The sequence below is a fragment of the Vibrio sp. 1CM23M genome (genome assembly GCF_023161755.1).
Classification (GTDB): domain Bacteria; phylum Pseudomonadota; class Gammaproteobacteria; order Enterobacterales; family Vibrionaceae; genus Vibrio; species Vibrio coralliirubri.
On sequence record NZ_JALNTR010000001.1, the window covers coordinates 1,107,990 to 1,124,456 of the forward strand.

General features: G+C 45.9%; 16 protein-coding genes. 6 read left to right on the forward strand and 10 right to left on the reverse strand.

The genetic code is table 11. From position 1 onward, the window contains the following. Positions 1–32: 32 nt before the first annotated feature. Positions 33–659: an HD domain-containing protein gene (locus tag MSG35_RS04710; protein WP_248383068.1), complete on the reverse strand. Its 627-nt coding sequence runs from the start codon at positions 657–659 to the stop codon at positions 33–35. Between the two features lie 174 nt (positions 660–833). Continuing rightward, on the reverse strand, positions 834–1,493 hold the full coding sequence (locus tag MSG35_RS04715; protein WP_050653200.1) for an HAD family phosphatase: 660 nt from the start codon (positions 1,491–1,493) through the stop codon (positions 834–836). Positions 1,494–1,904: 411 nt separating this feature from the next. On the opposite strand from MSG35_RS04715, the gene MSG35_RS04720 reads away from it, so the two are divergent. After that, positions 1,905–3,233, forward strand: coding sequence for an anaerobic C4-dicarboxylate transporter (locus tag MSG35_RS04720; RefSeq protein ID WP_010432780.1), 1,329 nt, complete (start codon positions 1,905–1,907; stop codon positions 3,231–3,233). Between the two features lie 99 nt (positions 3,234–3,332). Here the strand turns inward: MSG35_RS04720 and MSG35_RS04725 are convergent, their stop codons facing one another. From MSG35_RS04725 to MSG35_RS04735, 3 genes are all read right to left on the reverse strand, one after another. Continuing rightward, positions 3,333–3,656 (reverse strand): DUF4144 domain-containing protein, encoded by a 324-nt coding sequence (locus tag MSG35_RS04725; RefSeq protein ID WP_248383070.1) that lies wholly within the window; start codon positions 3,654–3,656, stop codon positions 3,333–3,335. Between the two features lie 83 nt (positions 3,657–3,739). Next, a complete protein-coding gene (locus tag MSG35_RS04730; RefSeq protein ID WP_248383072.1) occupies positions 3,740–4,531 on the reverse strand; it encodes a CLCA_X family protein in 792 nt (263 codons plus the stop codon). A 120-nt stretch (positions 4,532–4,651) separates the two neighbouring features. Further along, positions 4,652–5,341 (reverse strand): flavin reductase, encoded by a 690-nt coding sequence (locus MSG35_RS04735; RefSeq protein WP_248383074.1) that lies wholly within the window; start codon positions 5,339–5,341, stop codon positions 4,652–4,654. A gap of 292 nt (positions 5,342–5,633) precedes the next feature. On the opposite strand from MSG35_RS04735, the gene MSG35_RS04740 reads away from it, so the two are divergent. Continuing rightward, complete coding sequence (locus MSG35_RS04740) at positions 5,634–6,041, forward strand: hypothetical protein (RefSeq protein ID WP_048611773.1); 408 nt, start codon at positions 5,634–5,636, stop codon at positions 6,039–6,041. A 69-nt stretch (positions 6,042–6,110) separates the two neighbouring features. On the opposite strand, the gene MSG35_RS04745 is transcribed toward MSG35_RS04740, so the two are convergent. Next, positions 6,111–7,553: an N-acylglucosamine 2-epimerase gene (locus tag MSG35_RS04745; protein ID WP_248383076.1), complete on the reverse strand. Its 1,443-nt coding sequence runs from the start codon at positions 7,551–7,553 to the stop codon at positions 6,111–6,113. Between the two features lie 235 nt (positions 7,554–7,788). Between MSG35_RS04745 and MSG35_RS04750 the strand changes: the two genes are divergently transcribed. Both MSG35_RS04750 and MSG35_RS04755 read left to right on the forward strand, forming a co-directional pair. Next, positions 7,789–8,331, forward strand: a complete 543-nt coding sequence (locus MSG35_RS04750; protein ID WP_248383077.1) for a DUF2975 domain-containing protein — start codon at positions 7,789–7,791, stop codon at positions 8,329–8,331. Positions 8,332–8,341: 10 nt separating this feature from the next. Then, positions 8,342–8,575, forward strand: a complete 234-nt coding sequence (locus tag MSG35_RS04755) for a helix-turn-helix transcriptional regulator (RefSeq protein WP_248383079.1) — start codon at positions 8,342–8,344, stop codon at positions 8,573–8,575. Positions 8,576–8,651: 76 nt separating this feature from the next. Here MSG35_RS04755 and MSG35_RS04760 read toward each other — a convergent pair whose 3' ends face one another. Continuing rightward, a complete protein-coding gene (locus MSG35_RS04760; RefSeq protein WP_248383081.1) occupies positions 8,652–9,299 on the reverse strand; it encodes a glutathione S-transferase family protein in 648 nt (215 codons plus the stop codon). Positions 9,300–9,417: 118 nt separating this feature from the next. On the opposite strand from MSG35_RS04760, the gene MSG35_RS04765 reads away from it, so the two are divergent. Further along, positions 9,418–10,269 carry a LysR family transcriptional regulator gene (locus MSG35_RS04765; RefSeq protein WP_248383082.1) on the forward strand — a complete coding sequence of 284 codons (852 nt, stop codon included), beginning with the start codon at positions 9,418–9,420 and terminating at the stop codon, positions 10,267–10,269. Here the strand turns inward: MSG35_RS04765 and MSG35_RS04770 are convergent. Together MSG35_RS04770 and MSG35_RS04775 are read right to left on the reverse strand one after the other, a co-directional pair. Beyond that, positions 10,238–11,740 (reverse strand): deoxyribodipyrimidine photo-lyase, encoded by a 1,503-nt coding sequence (locus tag MSG35_RS04770; protein ID WP_248383083.1) that lies wholly within the window; start codon positions 11,738–11,740, stop codon positions 10,238–10,240. The genes MSG35_RS04765 and MSG35_RS04770 overlap by 32 nt on opposite strands. A gap of 109 nt (positions 11,741–11,849) precedes the next feature. Then, positions 11,850–13,640: a sigma-54-dependent Fis family transcriptional regulator gene (locus tag MSG35_RS04775; protein ID WP_248383084.1), complete on the reverse strand. Its 1,791-nt coding sequence runs from the start codon at positions 13,638–13,640 to the stop codon at positions 11,850–11,852. Positions 13,641–13,967: 327 nt separating this feature from the next. Between MSG35_RS04775 and MSG35_RS04780 the strand changes: the two genes are divergently transcribed. Beyond that, entirely contained in the window at positions 13,968–15,488 is a 1,521-nt protein-coding gene (locus MSG35_RS04780) for an aldehyde dehydrogenase family protein (RefSeq protein ID WP_248383086.1), read from the forward strand. A 124-nt stretch (positions 15,489–15,612) separates the two neighbouring features. Here MSG35_RS04780 and MSG35_RS04785 read toward each other — a convergent pair whose 3' ends face one another. After that, positions 15,613–16,350 carry an NUDIX domain-containing protein gene (locus tag MSG35_RS04785; RefSeq protein WP_248383088.1) on the reverse strand — a complete coding sequence of 246 codons (738 nt, stop codon included), beginning with the start codon at positions 16,348–16,350 and terminating at the stop codon, positions 15,613–15,615. Between the last annotated feature and the right edge of the window lie 117 nt (positions 16,351–16,467).

Consider the following 16,467-nt stretch of genomic DNA (forward strand, 5'->3'; position numbering starts at 1 on the left):
GTCTCTTTTTCTAAGCTGCTAACTCTAAACCACTAAACTTCCGCACCTAACTGTTCAAGAAAGCCACGCATGTAGTTGGTGCGCTTGTTGGCTTCTAACTTGGCTGATTCTGTATTCATGGTTTCTGCTAGCTTAAACAGCTTCACGTAGAAGTGGTCGACGCTGTAATGCTTGTCATCCAAGTCACGATATTCAGCGAACGGGTCTTCGTGGTTATACAGCTCGGCATTAAAGCTCTGACCCACATACAAGCAGCGAGCGATGCCAATTGCTCCGAGCGAATCAAGGCGATCGGCATCTTGGACTATCTGAGCTTCTAAGGTTTCAGGTGTGATGTTGGCGCTGTAGCTGTGCGTGACAATCGCATGATGGATCTCGTCGAGATAGGGCGCAGGATACTCGATAGATTTGAGGAAAGAGATCGCCTTGTCTGCTGCCATTTGCGAGCTTTTGGCTCTGTCTGGATGGTTCTTAGGAAAGGTGAAACAATCATGAAGGTAAGCGGCGGGTAAAACGACTTCAAGCTTAGCCTGTTCTTGAGCACACAAAGCCTTAGCGGTTTTGACTACGCGCTTAATGTGGCTAATGTCGTGCGCTGCATCTTGTGTCATTTCTCGCTGTGCAAAATCAAGCAGTTGGCTTTCTATTTTTTCAATCACGCGTCCCTTTCTCCCTTTCTAGACGTTATCAATGTTGCTTGTCAGTTAGCATCAGTTTCACACCGACTGTAACAGTTTCTAGCGCGATTTTTTATCTTTTATAAAAGGAATACCCACAAAAAAACCGACTCAGTGAGTCGGCTTAATATTGGTCTTTATTTGTTGTATCGGCTTTTAAGCGGCGGCCTGTTGCAGCTGCGCCAATACATGATGCAGTGACGGGCTGATCGTGTGACCAAGCGCTTTAACTTCTTCGCAAGGTTCAACCAAATCTGGAATTTGGAAGCTGATCATGTTCGCTGCCATTGATGCACGAATACCGTTGTTTGAGTCTTCAAACGCTAGGCAGGTTTCAGGGGCAACACCTAAGCGTTCTGCCGCTAGCAAGTAGATCTCTGGGTGAGGCTTACCGTGAGTCACTTCGCAGCCCGTGCTTAACGAGGTGAAGTACGAGTCTAGGCCAGCCAGCTCAAGCTTCTTCTTTGCGATATCAAGCTGAGTGGAGGTCGCCACCGCGATTGGAACGTCATTCGATTTTAGCCATTCAAGCAGCTCAATCACGCCATCTTTTACTGGGATTGCTTGATTTTTAACAATTGCACTGTAGCGCGTGCGCCATTCATTATTCAGCGCTGGGTAGTCTAACCCTTCACCGTAACCATTTCGAAAAATCTGTTCGATGGTTTTTGCGTTACAACCAATGATGCCTAGGTAGACATCTTGTAAAAACGGAACACCTTGCGCGTGACATGCTTCTTCAAAAACCTGCATACAAAGTCGCTCGGTGTCGAGCAGCAGTCCATCCATATCAAAAATAGCAGCTTGAAAATTCATATACGTGGTTCTTTCTGTGTTGTCGTCGTGAGGGCGGGTATTTTGACATAGTGTCTAGTGATAGGCGAGTCAGCGTTCAGTAAGAATGTATCCAATCGGCTCAGCAATATGCTTCTGAATGACTTTAAATGTGATTGATTGTGGTTGGAATAATATCGTTCAGTTATGAGCTTGATATTTTATAGGCCATCCAGATCTAACAGAAACAATTATGATTATTCCACATAACAAATCTAGCTTGTGTGTCTGGCTTCTTATTACATTTCATAAACTTACGGACGTGTTAGCGTGACCGTAATCTTATAAAAAACAATTGCCGGGAGCCTGCAATCATAGTGTGACCAAGCAATAAGTAAATGGCTGAGCTTAGGGAGAAAATAACATTAGTCCACATTTTTAGCAGGGTTGCTTATGTTGTATTTCGAGTTTCTATTTTTACTAGTCGTCCTTTATATCGGGTCTCGGTATGGCGGTATTGGCTTAGGTGTTGTTTCTGGTATTGGTTTGGTTATCGAGGTGTTTGTCTTCAAGATGCCACCAACATCTCCACCTGTCACCGTAATGTTGATCATCCTCGCAGTTGTTACTTGTGCCTCGATTCTCGAAGCTGCAGGTGGCTTGAAATACATGCTGCAAGTGGCGGAAAGGGTGCTAAGAAAGAACCCGAAACGCGTTACCCTGATAGCTCCGTTTGTGACTTACTCGATGACTTTCCTATTGGGTACTGGCCACGCGGTTTACTCCATCATGCCGATCATCGGTGATGTCGCACTGAAGAACGGTATTCGTCCTGAGCGCCCAATGGCAGCTGCGTCTGTCGCGTCTCAACTGGCTATAACGGCATCACCAATCTCAGCAGCAGTGGTGTACTACCTCGCTCAACTTTCAGATATCCAACACTCTATTACTCTGCTTTCCATTTTGATGGTGACGGTGCCTGCAACGCTGTTTGGTACGTTTTTACTTTCTTTGTACAGCTTAAAACGCGGCAAAGAGCTGAACGACGATCCTGAATATCAAGCTCGTCTAAAAGATCCTGAGTGGAAAAAACGTATCGAAAGCACCACTGCGACGTCTTTGGATGAAGTGCTGCCAACTTCGGCTCGTAATGCGGTATTGATTTTCCTACTTTCAATTGTCGTGATTGTTATCGTGGCGATGGTGCCTGAGATCAGAACTATCGTAGACGGCGACAAGCCAATCAAGATGTCGGTGATCATCCAAATGATGATGCTCTGTTTCGGCGGTATCATCTTGTTAGCGACCAAAACTGACCCGCGAGATGTGCCAAACGGCGTGGTATTCAAATCGGGTATGGTGGCAGCGATTGCTATCTTCGGTATTGCTTGGATGTCGGATACTTACTTCCAATACGCAATGCCTCAGTTCAAATCTGGCATCGTGGAAATGGTGACCAACTACCCATGGACGTTCGCACTAGCGCTATTCATCGTATCGGTTGTGGTGAACTCACAAGCAGCAACAGCACGTATGATGCTACCGGTTGGCCTTGGCTTAGGATTAGATCCAGCACTGCTTATCGGCTTGATGCCAGCGGTTTACGGCTACTTCTTCATCCCTAACTACCCATCAGATATCGCAACGGTGAACTTCGATGTGTCTGGCACCACCAAGATTGGTAAGTGGTACTTCAACCACTCATTTATGTCGGTTGGTTTGATCGGCGTAGTAGGCGCATGTTGCTTAGGTTACGCACTGGCACAGATTTTTATCGCTTAATGAATTAGCTAAATAACAAACAAAAACAGCGCCTGAATTGGCGCTGTTTTTGTTCAATCTGTCTTGGGAATTAGCTTTGATACGAGCTCTAAACCAATATTAACGTGGCTCAAAAGCCAAAGACTGAATCGCTTCTTCTATCGTTAGGAAGTGGATCTTCATCAGGCACACTTCGGCTTTCTGGAACTCGTGGTTTCGAATCAGTTTAGTTATGCTTTCAACCGAATACTGGTCTGCTCGTTTCGCTAGAGACAGTTGATTTGAGCTCGATTGAAGTGCGTAGCTGTCACCTGCAGAATCGATGAGGTAATCCTCTTCGCCCAAGATCATGTCTGAGCATTCCGCCTGGAAATCTTGTTCTGACGTGACGTAAATAAGCTCATCGTCACCGTCGAGTTTTACCAAAGATGGCCAACTGATCATTACTGCCTCTAAATCATGCATATTGAAGTGTGTGTCTGGACTATAAACGCTTTCGAAGCTTTGGTCATGTGCTGTCCTAAGCACTATTTACTCAAAGATCGGCCTAATGGTGCGAAGTAACCTTGCAGGGCTTGGTATATCTCTTTGCGATGCGCCATATCTGGATACACGGGGTACATGTCAGGCTTGGTTGTGCCATCGACCAGATAAGTGTTCTTGATATCGGAGCACGATTCAATCACAGACTCAAAAGCACGCGCCATCATCTCTGTGGGTAGTGAGAAGTAACGGGCAGACATCGCATTGTCGGCAATAACGCTGCGAGCCACGTAATCGTGTTTGTCCAAGTTGTTGTCGCTAAGCAAAGTGGCGTCAAACAGAGACATCAAACTCTCGTTTAATGGATGAGGTCTTACTTTTCTGTCGTGCAACCAACAGTCGCTGGCGAACAAGATTTGCTTACGAGGGCCAGAGGTATCGCCGATTTCAAACGCTTTCTCAGCGATATAGTGGTCAAACGCATGCCAAAACTCGTGAGCGAGCGCGCCAGCTCCGGCGTTTTTAGCGAGGGCTAATTCTCTTTGGTTCGGCGCGTAGTGTGCTTGTACGCCTTTTCTGCCACCACTGCCAAACGCTAAGCCTAATGTGCCCCGCAGGCCGATTGCCTCTGGTGGCAAAGCCAATATGTAAGCCAAGTCTGCTAGTGAGTCGAATATCAGATTTGCGGCCAGCTCTTTTTCTTCTTTTGTCACCCAAGCGCCCACACGAATGCTGCTCATACCAAAGGTCTGTTTGATGTCCATAAAAGACACCTGGTCGCCATGTCGGTAGTCTGGGCCTTCGCGCGTTTTGTATTTAAAGTGAGTTAACTTCAAAAGGGTCCTTGGAAACAGGCGTAAGAATGATTTGGGTGCTCAGCGAGATGCACTTGTGTGAGATGCATCTCTTGGAATTAAAGGACGTTAGCACTTTTGATAGCAAATTGCCGAACAAAATTAGTCTAGATTGAGTTCAAACGCTTCCCATGAGGTTGGGTTACCTTCACGAGTGAGTGGAAAGAGTGGCTCCTGTGGTTTTGCATAGCTTAATCGGTGCAGTCTTTGAGTTACGTGGTAGCTATCAAGCCCTGATACCGTGACCAAATCCAACGCTTCTAAATCAAGGTAGCCATCCGGCATCACGGCGCGTTTGGGTGCGTGAATCGTTATAACTTCACCGATCAACATTTGAGTTTGATTGCTTTCGATTGTGATCTGTTCTTTGAACGCTAACCCTATCTTTAAACTGCTCTCCAAGACGAAGGGAGCGGGGAATTCGTCGTCATAATAGGCCGTTAAACCGACCGCGTTGAATTCTGAGACTGGTTTAGGGTAGCGAGCCGAGGTTTGATGAGCTTTTTTAACAAAGTCAGCACCAATGCTGTTAACGGTGAAGTACTTTGTTTCTAAAATGTTTTCTAGCGTATGACGGCGGCTTTTGTCGGGGCGAACAATAAAACCAAGCAGCGCAGGATCAGACCCTAGGTGAATGACAGAGCTTACTATCGCAAGGTTTTCAAACCCCTGCTTATCACAAGTGCCAATTAGGTTGGCGCTTTTAAATCCAGACAAGGAATTAACCAAACGAATGCGATGTCGCTGGTCCATTGTTTGGATATCTTGTTTAGAAAGGGTCATGTCCTTCATATCTTCTCTTCTTCTCATTTATTGTTATCTTCGAGCATGCTCACTAACGGACTTATATGTACGAAGAGTCCGCTTTTATCGATCAAAGAGTCTGCGGCTACTTGCTTGGATGTTTGAGAAAGTACTTGGGTGTTTAAGAAAGGAAGGGAGCTTAGGATACTTGGTTAGCGCCCTAACAAAGGAATTATGAATCAGCAGTAGGACAAAGATACGAAGTCGCTAAATTTGTTATTGCAGCGGTTTGCTATTGAGCGATACCATATAAGGCTGTTTCTTTGGTAAAGATGTAATTATGTCAGATGAAAAGCTCGCACTAGAGTGGATGCGCCAACAAGCTCATAAAGTTGACCCATACGTTATCGAACCATCGTTTGATGAATGCGTTGAGTTGCTTGACCCTGCCTTCAAGAAAGGCAAGAGTGTTGCTCAACTCAAGTATCTGTTATCAGAAGCAGATCGCCGAGCGGGCGCGGCCGAGCGTAAGCATGCAGCCTTAAAGTATGCCAAAGAGAAGAGCCCAAATGCTGGTCAGATTCTGCGTCTGCAAAGCAAACTTCAACAAGTCCAGTTGGCGTTGAAATTGGCGACTGGCGACAACAACATGACTATCTCTCAGTTCTGTTCAGAGTATGACGTGACTAAGCGTGACGGCAATACGGCATGGAATGAAAAGTTGGTGGAGCAAGGGAAGAGAAAATAGCCATTAAAAAGCCTGAAAATTGATTTCAGGCTTGGTGGTCAATCCGCTTATTCAGAACCAATACCAGCGCTAAGGTCGAATGTTATTGAAACTGACCTTTTGTGACCCATCGTCTAGGTTCTCCAACTTAACCACATCCCCTTGATAGTAATACGGTTCCATTGGCATCTCGCTATTGGTTGGCCTTGCGTAGTGAAGTACAGCGGGTTTACCTTCCTCTTGTCGAGCATATAAATAGCCAATCAGCGCATGTTCAAACTGGTGATAACCGTTGCCCCAATGGAAAGCTTTGGTGCGCTTAGGATCAAGCCCCACACCGCCGTATTTGTGGTCGACCCATACATCATGAAAGGTCGGTAAGGTGTATTGCAGGACGTCTTTCATTGAACCATCGACCAGTGAAATCGTCATGGCCGCTTGATCAAGCTCCGCCCACTCCCACGATGAAGCCCAATTTGTGTTTGGTCGGCTTTGCCAGCCAGTTATCTCTTGTCCTTTCCACGCTTTCTGAAGTTCCTCGCCATAATATTGGGATACACTCACGAACTCTTTCTGATATTGCGCCTGAGCGAGAGTGTGTTTCATCCCTTTGATACCAAACTCTTTCCATTCAGAGTTATTCAATGTTTGGCCTGTAAGGTAAGTCATCCAATAGGCTTTAATGGTGTGCCCAAAATCGTTGTGATTAGCATTCGGCATCATCGCTGCTTTATCGTGAATTGCACCGTAGAAGCGTTGTTCATCTTCAGAATGGTATTGGTCAATCATGGATTGCGTGAGCCAGTTTAAGTCATCAAGCCATTTTGATTTGACGGGCTCTTTGAGCAGAGGTGCGACGAGCAACATGTAGCCATTGATTTGATCAAGTAGTGCAACCAATTCACGTCGTTTTGCACTGCCATCTTCACCGTCAGCAAGTACCCAAGCAAGACCACTGTTGTCGCTAAGTCGATATTTATCAAAGATAAAAGCTTGTTGTGCGATGAGTGCTTGTTCTACCTTTTTGTCTTGAGTCAGGTAGTAGTACATGGCAAGGCCAACCAGCGCATACGCTTGATCTTGAGAAGTACGCTGCTGCCAATCCTGACCTACTTTTCCCTCTTTTGTGTAGCCGATAAAGCCGCCGTTTTGCTTATCTTCTAGCTGATCAATGATGTAGTAGGCACCTTGCTTGGCAAGCGCTAAAGCCTTTTTATCGCCAGTAAGGTGGTAGAGCACGCCATAGGCATAAGTTTGACGTGATTTCATGCGCGTAAACTCTTTGCCGAAGTGCGGCGTGATCCAGCCTTTGCTCAGTTCAGGGCACACATCAGAAACATCGAGCAAGGTACCGTCATCACAGCGGAACGTAGGGAAGTTGCCTATCGGGTCCCCTTGAGCGCTAGGCATCAACCAGTAAGGTGCAAGCCCTTCAGTAGCATGATTGAGCCATTCTTCTCCAGAAGGAAGAGGGGCGTTGGCAGATACGGCGAAGCTAGTAACACTGAGTAATGCGATGGTTGCTCGTAACATGATGTTTATCTTAACTATTTGAATTTCTTTGAATATAAACAATCACATCTGCACATTGTGATTAGGCGATCACAATCGACCAAATTATTGCAACTTTAATGAAAAACTATGTCGGTCATAAGTTTCTATGGAAATTGAAATTCAACAATAAATTATCGATTAACGATAATTTATTGTTGATCATCATTTATTTTGATCTTAGTATTCCTTCGTCAACTCAACAGGAATACTAACTATGTCTAACATCCAAAAACAAAGCCGACGTGTGCGATTACTACTGCAGTCCTTTCTCGCACTCACTCCGATTATGGTGTGCTACTTCTGGCTAACCATTGAGACTCCCTATGACTTTATAAGTGCAACGGGTATTTATTATTACGACATCGGGCATCTCACGATGTTGCCGCTGTCTATGACAACAAGAATGGTTGCTGCGTTCACCAGTTTAGCTATGTCCAGCATCCTTTTGTACGCACTAATGGTTCTGATTCGTTTATTCCGTAATTATGAACGAGGCGAAATCTTCTCTTTGGAAAACGCAATGTCCTACCAGAAGCTTGGGTATAGCTTGTTCTATTGGGTATTAGGTTCAGTTATCTATAGTTCATTGATGTCAGTGATTCTATCGTTCAATAATCCCCCAGGCGAACGTATCTTGGGGATTAGTTTTGTAGGTATGGACTTTTTAACACTGATATTGGGTATAATTATTTTGATCATCTCATGGGTGATGAAAGAAGGTTATATTCTGGCTGATGAGCACAGCCAAACGATTTAAAGGACTTGTCATGACTATCCGCATTAATTTAGACATTATGATGGCAAAACGAAAAATGCGATTGAAGACATTGGCAAAAGAGGTTGGTATTACAGAAGCCAACTTGTCAGTATTAAAAAATGCGAAAGCAAAAGCCGTGAGGTTATCGACACTCGACAAACTGTGTGAGGTTTTAGAGTGCCAACCTGGTGATATTTTGGAGTTTGAACCGAATGATCACAGTGACCCTGTTGCCGCAGAATAGTCTTTAAAGAAATCGCTTTCTAACCGCCTAATATTGAATGAGTCTCGATGCTATATCGAGACTCATTGCTATCTACTTATACAGGTTCGCCCGCCTCATCTTCTTCAACCACATCAGTTTCTAAACTTGCCTCCGAGAGCCATTTTTGTATTGATGGACTGTTAAGCACACGTTGTTGATACTGCGATGCCTTCCCTGAAAGTTGGATGCCATAGGTTTCTACACGTAAAGCCAGAGGTGCAAACATCGCATCGGCAATCGACCATTCACCAAACAACCATTCTTCAGGGTATTGTTCCATTTGTGCTGACCATATTGCATCAATACGAGCGATGTCTTTTAGTGCTTCTTCACTGAGTGTGAGCTTTCGTTGCGCGCGGCAGTTCATCGGCATTTCATTTCTGATGGCAAAAAATCCAGAGTGCATTTCTGCGGAAATTGCTCGGGCATGGGCGCGTTCTTTCACTGAACTGGGCCATGCTGCACCGTTCAAGTGGGCGTCGTTAACGTATTCGAGAATGGCCAATGAATCCCACACTGCAACGTCACCATCAATTAGGGTTGGAACCTTGGCCGTTGGCGTCACTTTCGCCAGAGTGTCGTAAAAATCAGAGGTGAATAGCTTGAGCTTGATGACTTCTGCATTCAGGTTGTAGTTGTCGAATATTAGCCATGCGCGCAGTGACCAAGTTGAGTAGTTCTGGTTTCCAATATAAAGCTGCATCGTTGCTTCCTTGCGTTTGGTGGGTATGCATTTGAGCCTAGGGGCATGCATTTGAGCTTAGGGGATTGTATTGCGGCGCACTAACGGATAATTTTGATGCAATACATTAACAAAAACGATGGGTGGTGATTTCAATATGGATATTGATGCTTTGCGAGGCTTTCTCGCGTTTGTAGAAACCAGTAGTTTCACTCGTGCAGCGAAACAGATAAATCGTACCCAATCGGCATTCAGTGCTCAGATGCGTAAGTTGGAAGAAGAACTCAACGTCACCCTTTTCCAAAAAGAAGGACGTAACTTAATACTTACAGAAGCAGGCTTAGCGCTGCGATCTCATGCCGAACAGTTGGTCGCCCTTCACAATACCGCGCTTAAGCATGTAAAGCGTTACGAAGACAAACAACCTCTGCGACTCGGCTGCCCTGAAGACTACAATGACACCATTCTGCCGAAAGTGATTCGCCAGTTGCAGCAAGCAGAACCCACCTGTTCAATCCAAATATTCAGCCTGCCGAGCATTACGCTGAGAGAGTGGTTGGATGACGGCAGGCTTGATGCGGCGATTGTCACCCGAGCGCCCGATAGTGAAGAGGGTTACTGGCTCACTCATGATATCGGAGTATGGATAAGCAGCCCTGATTATGTGTTCGATGATTCTAAACCAGTCCCATTAGCTTTGTTTCAGACCGATTGTAAGTATCACGCAGCGGCAGTGAATGGTTTGACCAAGCAGGGCACGCCTTATCAGTTATTAGCGTGTAGCAATACCGCTTCAGCGCAGCGAGCGATCGTTAAAGCCGGATTAGCGATTGGCGCGATGGGTAAGCTGAGCGTGACTTCAGATTTGAGAATCCTCGATGATATGCCACCGTTGCCTTCGGTCGATATTGTGCTGATCCTAGCGAGTAAGCATCATCCGGTATTGGATAAAGAAGTGCTCAATCAACTTGTGGAGTTGGATTCTGATTAGGCTTCTTCTTCGACGGCCTGACATGGCGAACCAAAATACGGCTACGTTCTTGTTTTACCTCAGTCAGTTTTCGCCACGACCATAAACGCACCCGCGCTTCTTTGGCACTAGTGTCGAGATCGACGACTGGGTTCAGGTAAGGGGAATCCGGTTTGAGCTCATGCATCATCATTTCCATAGGCGTCATCTTCCAAGGCTCAAACAAAAGTGGAGTGGGTATGTCTGAAAGTTCTGGCACCCATTTACGGATGAAGTCTCCATCTGAATCGTGCTCTTGCGCTTGCTTAGTCGGATTGTAAATTCGGATAGTGTTGATTCCTGTAACCCCAGCTTGCATCTGAAACTGTGGGTAGTGAATACCAGGTTCAAAATCGAGAAACAGCTGCGCTAAGTGAGTGACGCCATCACGCCAGTCCATATTCATATGATGAGTGAGAAAGCTCACCAGCATTGAGCGCATACGGAAATTAATATAGCCCGTATGATGCAGACAGCGCATACAGGCGTCGACCAATGGCACGCCTGTTAATCCCGCCTTCCATACCTCCAAACGTGTTGGATCTTTTACCGTCTCATTCTGCAATAACGTCTCGTAGGCGTGGTTGATGCAGCGAAATTCCATCTCGCATTCCGATTCAAACTTCTGCATGAAATGACAGTGCCAATGAAGCCTTGAAGAAAGGGCAATTAGGCTGCGACGAAACCCTGCAACTTGCCAGTGTCCCAACAGGTGTTGATAAACTTCACGCAGCGATATGTTGCCCCAAGCCAAATACGGAGATAGGCGAGTACAGGCATGGCGTGACGCTTCTGGGCTTGAGATGCTGCGGTAGTAATCACGACCACGGCGTTCAAAGAAATCATGCAAAGTTGCCCAAGCCAGTACGCTACCGCCCGTTTGTATTCCGTTACTTTTGGTTAACCATGCTTGTGGAGGATTTATTGCCAAACCAACTTCTTCAGCATCAAGGGTATACAATGACTCTGTGGTCAACTGGCTTTGTGCTTTGGGAGCACGCATGACACTGTTCCAGTGTTTGTCCCAACCGATTCGATCTTTTGACCCTCTTACAACAGCGCCCTGTGCGAACTCTTGCCACTGGATGTTGTGCTCTTGAAACCAGTCAGATATTTGCTTGTCACGCTCAAATGTGCAATTTAAGCCTATCTCTTGATGGGAGAATACGTTTTGGATGTGATAACGAGATTGGATCGCTTTGAAGCAGTCCATAGCACTGCCATAGAGTATTGAAACCTGATGTCCATGCTCTTTTAATGACTGGTTCATGCATTGCAGTGATTGCCAAACAAATCGCCAATGTCGCTCAGAATAATGGGCATTGTTTAACAGCATGGGTTCGAAAATGTAGAGCAATATCGTTGGGTGTTTATCAGATAAAGCGTGTCGTAAAGGTGCGTGGTCGGTGAGTCTTAAATCTCGCTTTAGCCACACTATGTTGATTGTTTGCATCTGAGCCCTCGTTCGTTTTGAAGTACTACGAGTTAGAGGGCGAAATGTCTCACTAGAAGTGAATTTATTTATTGATAACGAAAAAGCGGGCCAGGATCATCCATGTTGATTATTGGAGGATCCCCAAACTTTTCAGCTTTCGATAAATGGTATTGCGGCTGATACCGAGTATTCGTGAAGTCTTGCTGATGTTGCCTTGGTTCGCTTGATACGTTTGCAACAAGGTTTCTTCAACGGTACTTCTTAGATCGTTATTCGTTGCACCTTTGATGGTATTAGGAGTCGTCAGTTGATGGTGATTGTCTTGCGCTAACGACGTGAGATGTTGAGCAAGGTGGCTGGGCACATGCTCGAGTGTGAGTTGTGGTTCATCGCTCGCCAGTAGGGCGGCGACTTTCAGTAGATTATCTAATTCACGAATATTGCCCGGCCAAGCGTAAGCGCACAGTAAGCTCATTAAGTGCGGGCAGATTGTCTGTTCGTCTTCGGCGTATTTACGATGAATGTGCTCGATTAAGGCGTGCTTGTCTTGTCGGTGTTGTAGGCTTGGCAGAGTGAAGGCTAAGCCGTTTAGTCTGTAATACAGATCTTGCCTAAATTCTCCTGTTGCAACTAACTGTTCTAGGTTTTTATGTGTAGCAGCAATGATCTGACAATCGACTTGGTAGCTTTGGTTCGAACCCACGGGCACCACGGATTTATCTTGCAGAACATGTAGCAGTCGACACTGAGCCTCTAGCGGCATGTCGGCGATTTCATCCAAAAATAGAATGCCTTTGTCTGCTTGGCGGATCTTACCTTGGAAACCTTTGTGGCTCGCGCCCGTAAACGCGCCCGGCGCGTAGCCAAATAGTTCGGATTCGATAAGGTCTTTCGGCAGCGCACCGCAATTTACCGCAACCAAGGGCGACGATTTACGTTGGCTCTGCTTGTGTAATGCTTTAACAAATTCGCCCTTACCAACCCCTGTTTCACCTAAGATTAATAGGCTGATCCCTTTATCGATAACCTTATTGGCCTGTTGCCAAGCGTGTTCTATCTGTTGTTCGCCATGGTGCAAATCACACGATGCTGAAATGGAGCGCGTGCGTTTGGTGGTTGGTTGTTTGAGATGCTGTTTCTCAAATACAAAGGGCGTGTCTAATGAGGTTCGGTTGAAGAGGGTATCTATGCATTCGCCGACGATCGAGGTTTGATCCAACAATTGAGAGGCAACCTGATTGTGCGCGACTACTTCGCCAGCTTCATTGGCTATCACTATCCCTTGCCAACCACTGTGTAATAACGATTTTTCACATGCGAGGTCAATACGAGTGGTGCCTTGTGGGATATGACTTAATAGCTGATTTTCAACAAGCTGAACCATATTTTGAACCAGCAATTGGACAGAACTGTCGTGTTGTTGCTGCTCACTGGTAATGTCCAATACGCCAACCATCTGCCCTTGATGATCAAACACAGGGCTTGCTGAACAACTGATAAATCGATGCTGGTGGATGAAGTGTTGTTCGCCAATGATGGATACGGGTTTCGCTTCCACAATGGCGGTGCCAATCGCGTTGGTGCCTTTAAGTTGTTCCTGCCAACACGCTCCAGAACTGAGTGCAATTGATGTCAACTTCTCCTTAAACCGCTCCTGTCCCCAACTCGCCAGAATCACCCCTTCAATATCCGTCAGAATCAAACGACTGTCGGTGCGTGCAAACATCTGATTAAACAGGGGTAGAGCATTACGTTCGACGATGTTGATTAAGTCAGAAGACTTATGTCGTCGCTGCTTAAGAATTGATTGAGGCAGGCGAATATCTTCGGGAAGTCGTCTCTGTTTTAGACCCGCTTCTGTACTGCGGTGCCAAGAAGACGAAAGCCAATCAGAGGTGTTTGCTTGTTGAAGGTGCATGACTGTTCCATGTCGTAACAGTGAGGGTGTACCAATTTGGAACAGTTGAACACTGGAGTGGTTTCCATACGTCCGTTCAATGCCAACTCACTTTGGGTTGTAAACGTTTGGTAATCATAGTTTTACAATTTATTAACAACAAGTTTTGAAGTTCTGGCGTGTGATTTGCGTTGTTACTGTTGTGAAGAAAACACGAAGTATCAGTGTTTTAAACAGAAAGTATAAACATGGGCGTCTTGTCATGAGTTCTTTTCTCAAGAGGAGCCGCCACAAAAATAAGACAGCTCTAGCTCAATAACGAATAACAAATCGAAGAAGGATCTAACTATGATTTACGCACAGCCGGGTAGTGACAACGCAGTGGTGAACTTTAAAGCGCAATACGATAACTTTATCGGTGGCGAGTGGGTGAAGCCTGTCAGCGGCGAGTATTTTGATAACACTTCCCCAGTGAATGGCCAGGTGTATTGCCAAGTGGCACGTTCAACAGAGGCAGACATTAGCTTGGCACTTGATGCAGCGCACGCAGCTCGTGCAAATTGGGCGGCGACAAGTGTGACTGAACGTTCGAACATCCTGCTTAAAATTGCCGATCGCATTGAAGCGAATTTGGAAGAAATCGCGGTGGCGGAGACGTGGGAAAACGGCAAGCCTGTGCGTGAAACTTTGGCAGCAGACATTCCTTTGGTTGTTGATCACTTCCGTTACTTTGCGGGCTGTATTCGAGCTCAAGAAGGCAGCGCAGCAGAGCTAGATTCAAACACCGCGAGTTACCACTTCCCAGAACCAATCGGTGTCGTAGGTCAGATCATTCCTTGGAACTTCCCGATTTTAATGGCGGCTTGGAAATTGGCACCAGCGTTAGCTGCGGGCTGTTGTGTGGTAATGAAGCCAGCGGAGCAAACACCGACATCGATCTTAGTGATGATGGAGAAGATCGCTGATCTTCTACCAGCAGGCGTAGTGAACATCGTCAATGGTTTTGGTAGCGAAGCGGGTCAAGCGTTAGCAACCAGTGATCGCTTAGCGAAGTTGGCATTCACAGGCTCGACAGAAGTCGGCCACCATATTCTGAAATGTGCGGCTGAAAGCTTGATTCCATCAACGGTTGAGCTTGGCGGTAAGTCTCCAAATATCTACTTCCCAGATATCTTTAACCATGAAGATGAATATCTAGATAAGTGTGTTGAAGGTATGTTGCTGGCGTTCTTCAACCAAGGTGAAGTGTGTACCTGTCCATCACGTGTGCTGATCCACGAATCGGTATACGATAAGTTCATCGCCAAGGTGGTCGAGCGTGCTCAAACTATTAAACAAGGTAACCCGCTAGATACTGATATTCAGGTTGGAGCACAAGCCTCTAAAGAGCAGTTCGATAAGATACTGAGCTACCTAGAAATCGGTCGCCAAGAAGGCGCTAAAGTGCTGACAGGTGGCGAAGTTGCGCAGCAATCTGATGATCTCGGTAATGGTTATTACATCCAGCCAACCATGTTGGAAGGGCACAACAAGATGCGTGTATTCCAAGAAGAGATCTTCGGCCCTGTCATCGCGGTGACGACGTTTAAAGACGAAGCAGAAGCACTAGAGATAGCCAATGACACTGAATATGGCTTGGGTGCAGGGGTGTGGACGCGTGATGCAAACCTAGCGTATCGCATGGGTCGCAACATTGAAGCGGGGCGTATTTGGGTGAACTGTTACCACGCTTACCCAGCACATGCCGCGTTTGGTGGTTACAAAAAATCGGGTATTGGCCGTGAGACACACAAGATGATGCTCGATCACTACCAAAACACCAAGAATCTACTGATCAGCTACGATACGAACCCGTTAGGCTTTTTCTAAAATAGATAGGTTCTAGAGCAGTGTATTAGGAGGTCACTAACAACGAGATGGCTTAAACAAAAACATAAACGAAAAGCAAAACGCCAAGTCCTGATGAGCTTGGCGTTTTTATGTTTGAAGTGTTCTAGTTATTCGAAAAGAAGATCTCTGGCTTATGGTTCGGGCCATAGTTGCCTTCTAGTTGGGTAAGTTCTAATCCTTGTTTGCCTATCAAAGAGCCGACTAATTGGCGGTTGAACGGGTAGCTGTCGGGGTTGTTAATGTACTCTTCAACATCAATCCATTTAGCTTCTGCAATTTCATCTGTGTCTTGAATCGCAATCTCTTGAGTTTGAGCAATAAGGTGACAAACAAAGTAGAGGTTTGATTTACCAAACTGGTATGGGTGCCTTGTCGCCATGCCGACCACAGACACGAACGTGGCTTCGATGCCAGTCTCTTCTAAGGTTTCTCGAACCACCGATTCTTCAATGCCTTCACCCAACTCAATATGACCGCCCGGTAATTTGTAGCCTGTCATGCCATGCTCTTTAATCATCAGCACTTGGTTGTGTTCGTTAGTGATTAACGCGCCAGCACCCAAGGTGTGGGTCGGAATGAAAGGCACAAACTCGACAATCTTGGATTTGTGGATCAGTGTAATCTCGTCTTCTAAGCAGTTGTGAAACACAAAGCCAAGTTCGGTCGCTACCGGAATGAGGTGCGAGAGCGAAATAGGCAGGCTAATCCAAATAATGCCTTTGTTATTCTGCTTTGAAAATTCGGAGATCTCGCTGAGTTCGGCATTGAATGAGTCAACATCGTGAGGGACTGTTGCTGGGTCGATGATGATGCCGTTAAATTTGTCGAGCGTAAATTCCACGGGTGATCCTTTATTATTTTGATTTATTGGGCGTCGAGCATGGTCTGAGCTTATCGTATCTAAAGAGCTTATAACACCTTGAGAGCAAGGGCAGCAGTGAATCAAAAGTAGGCAATG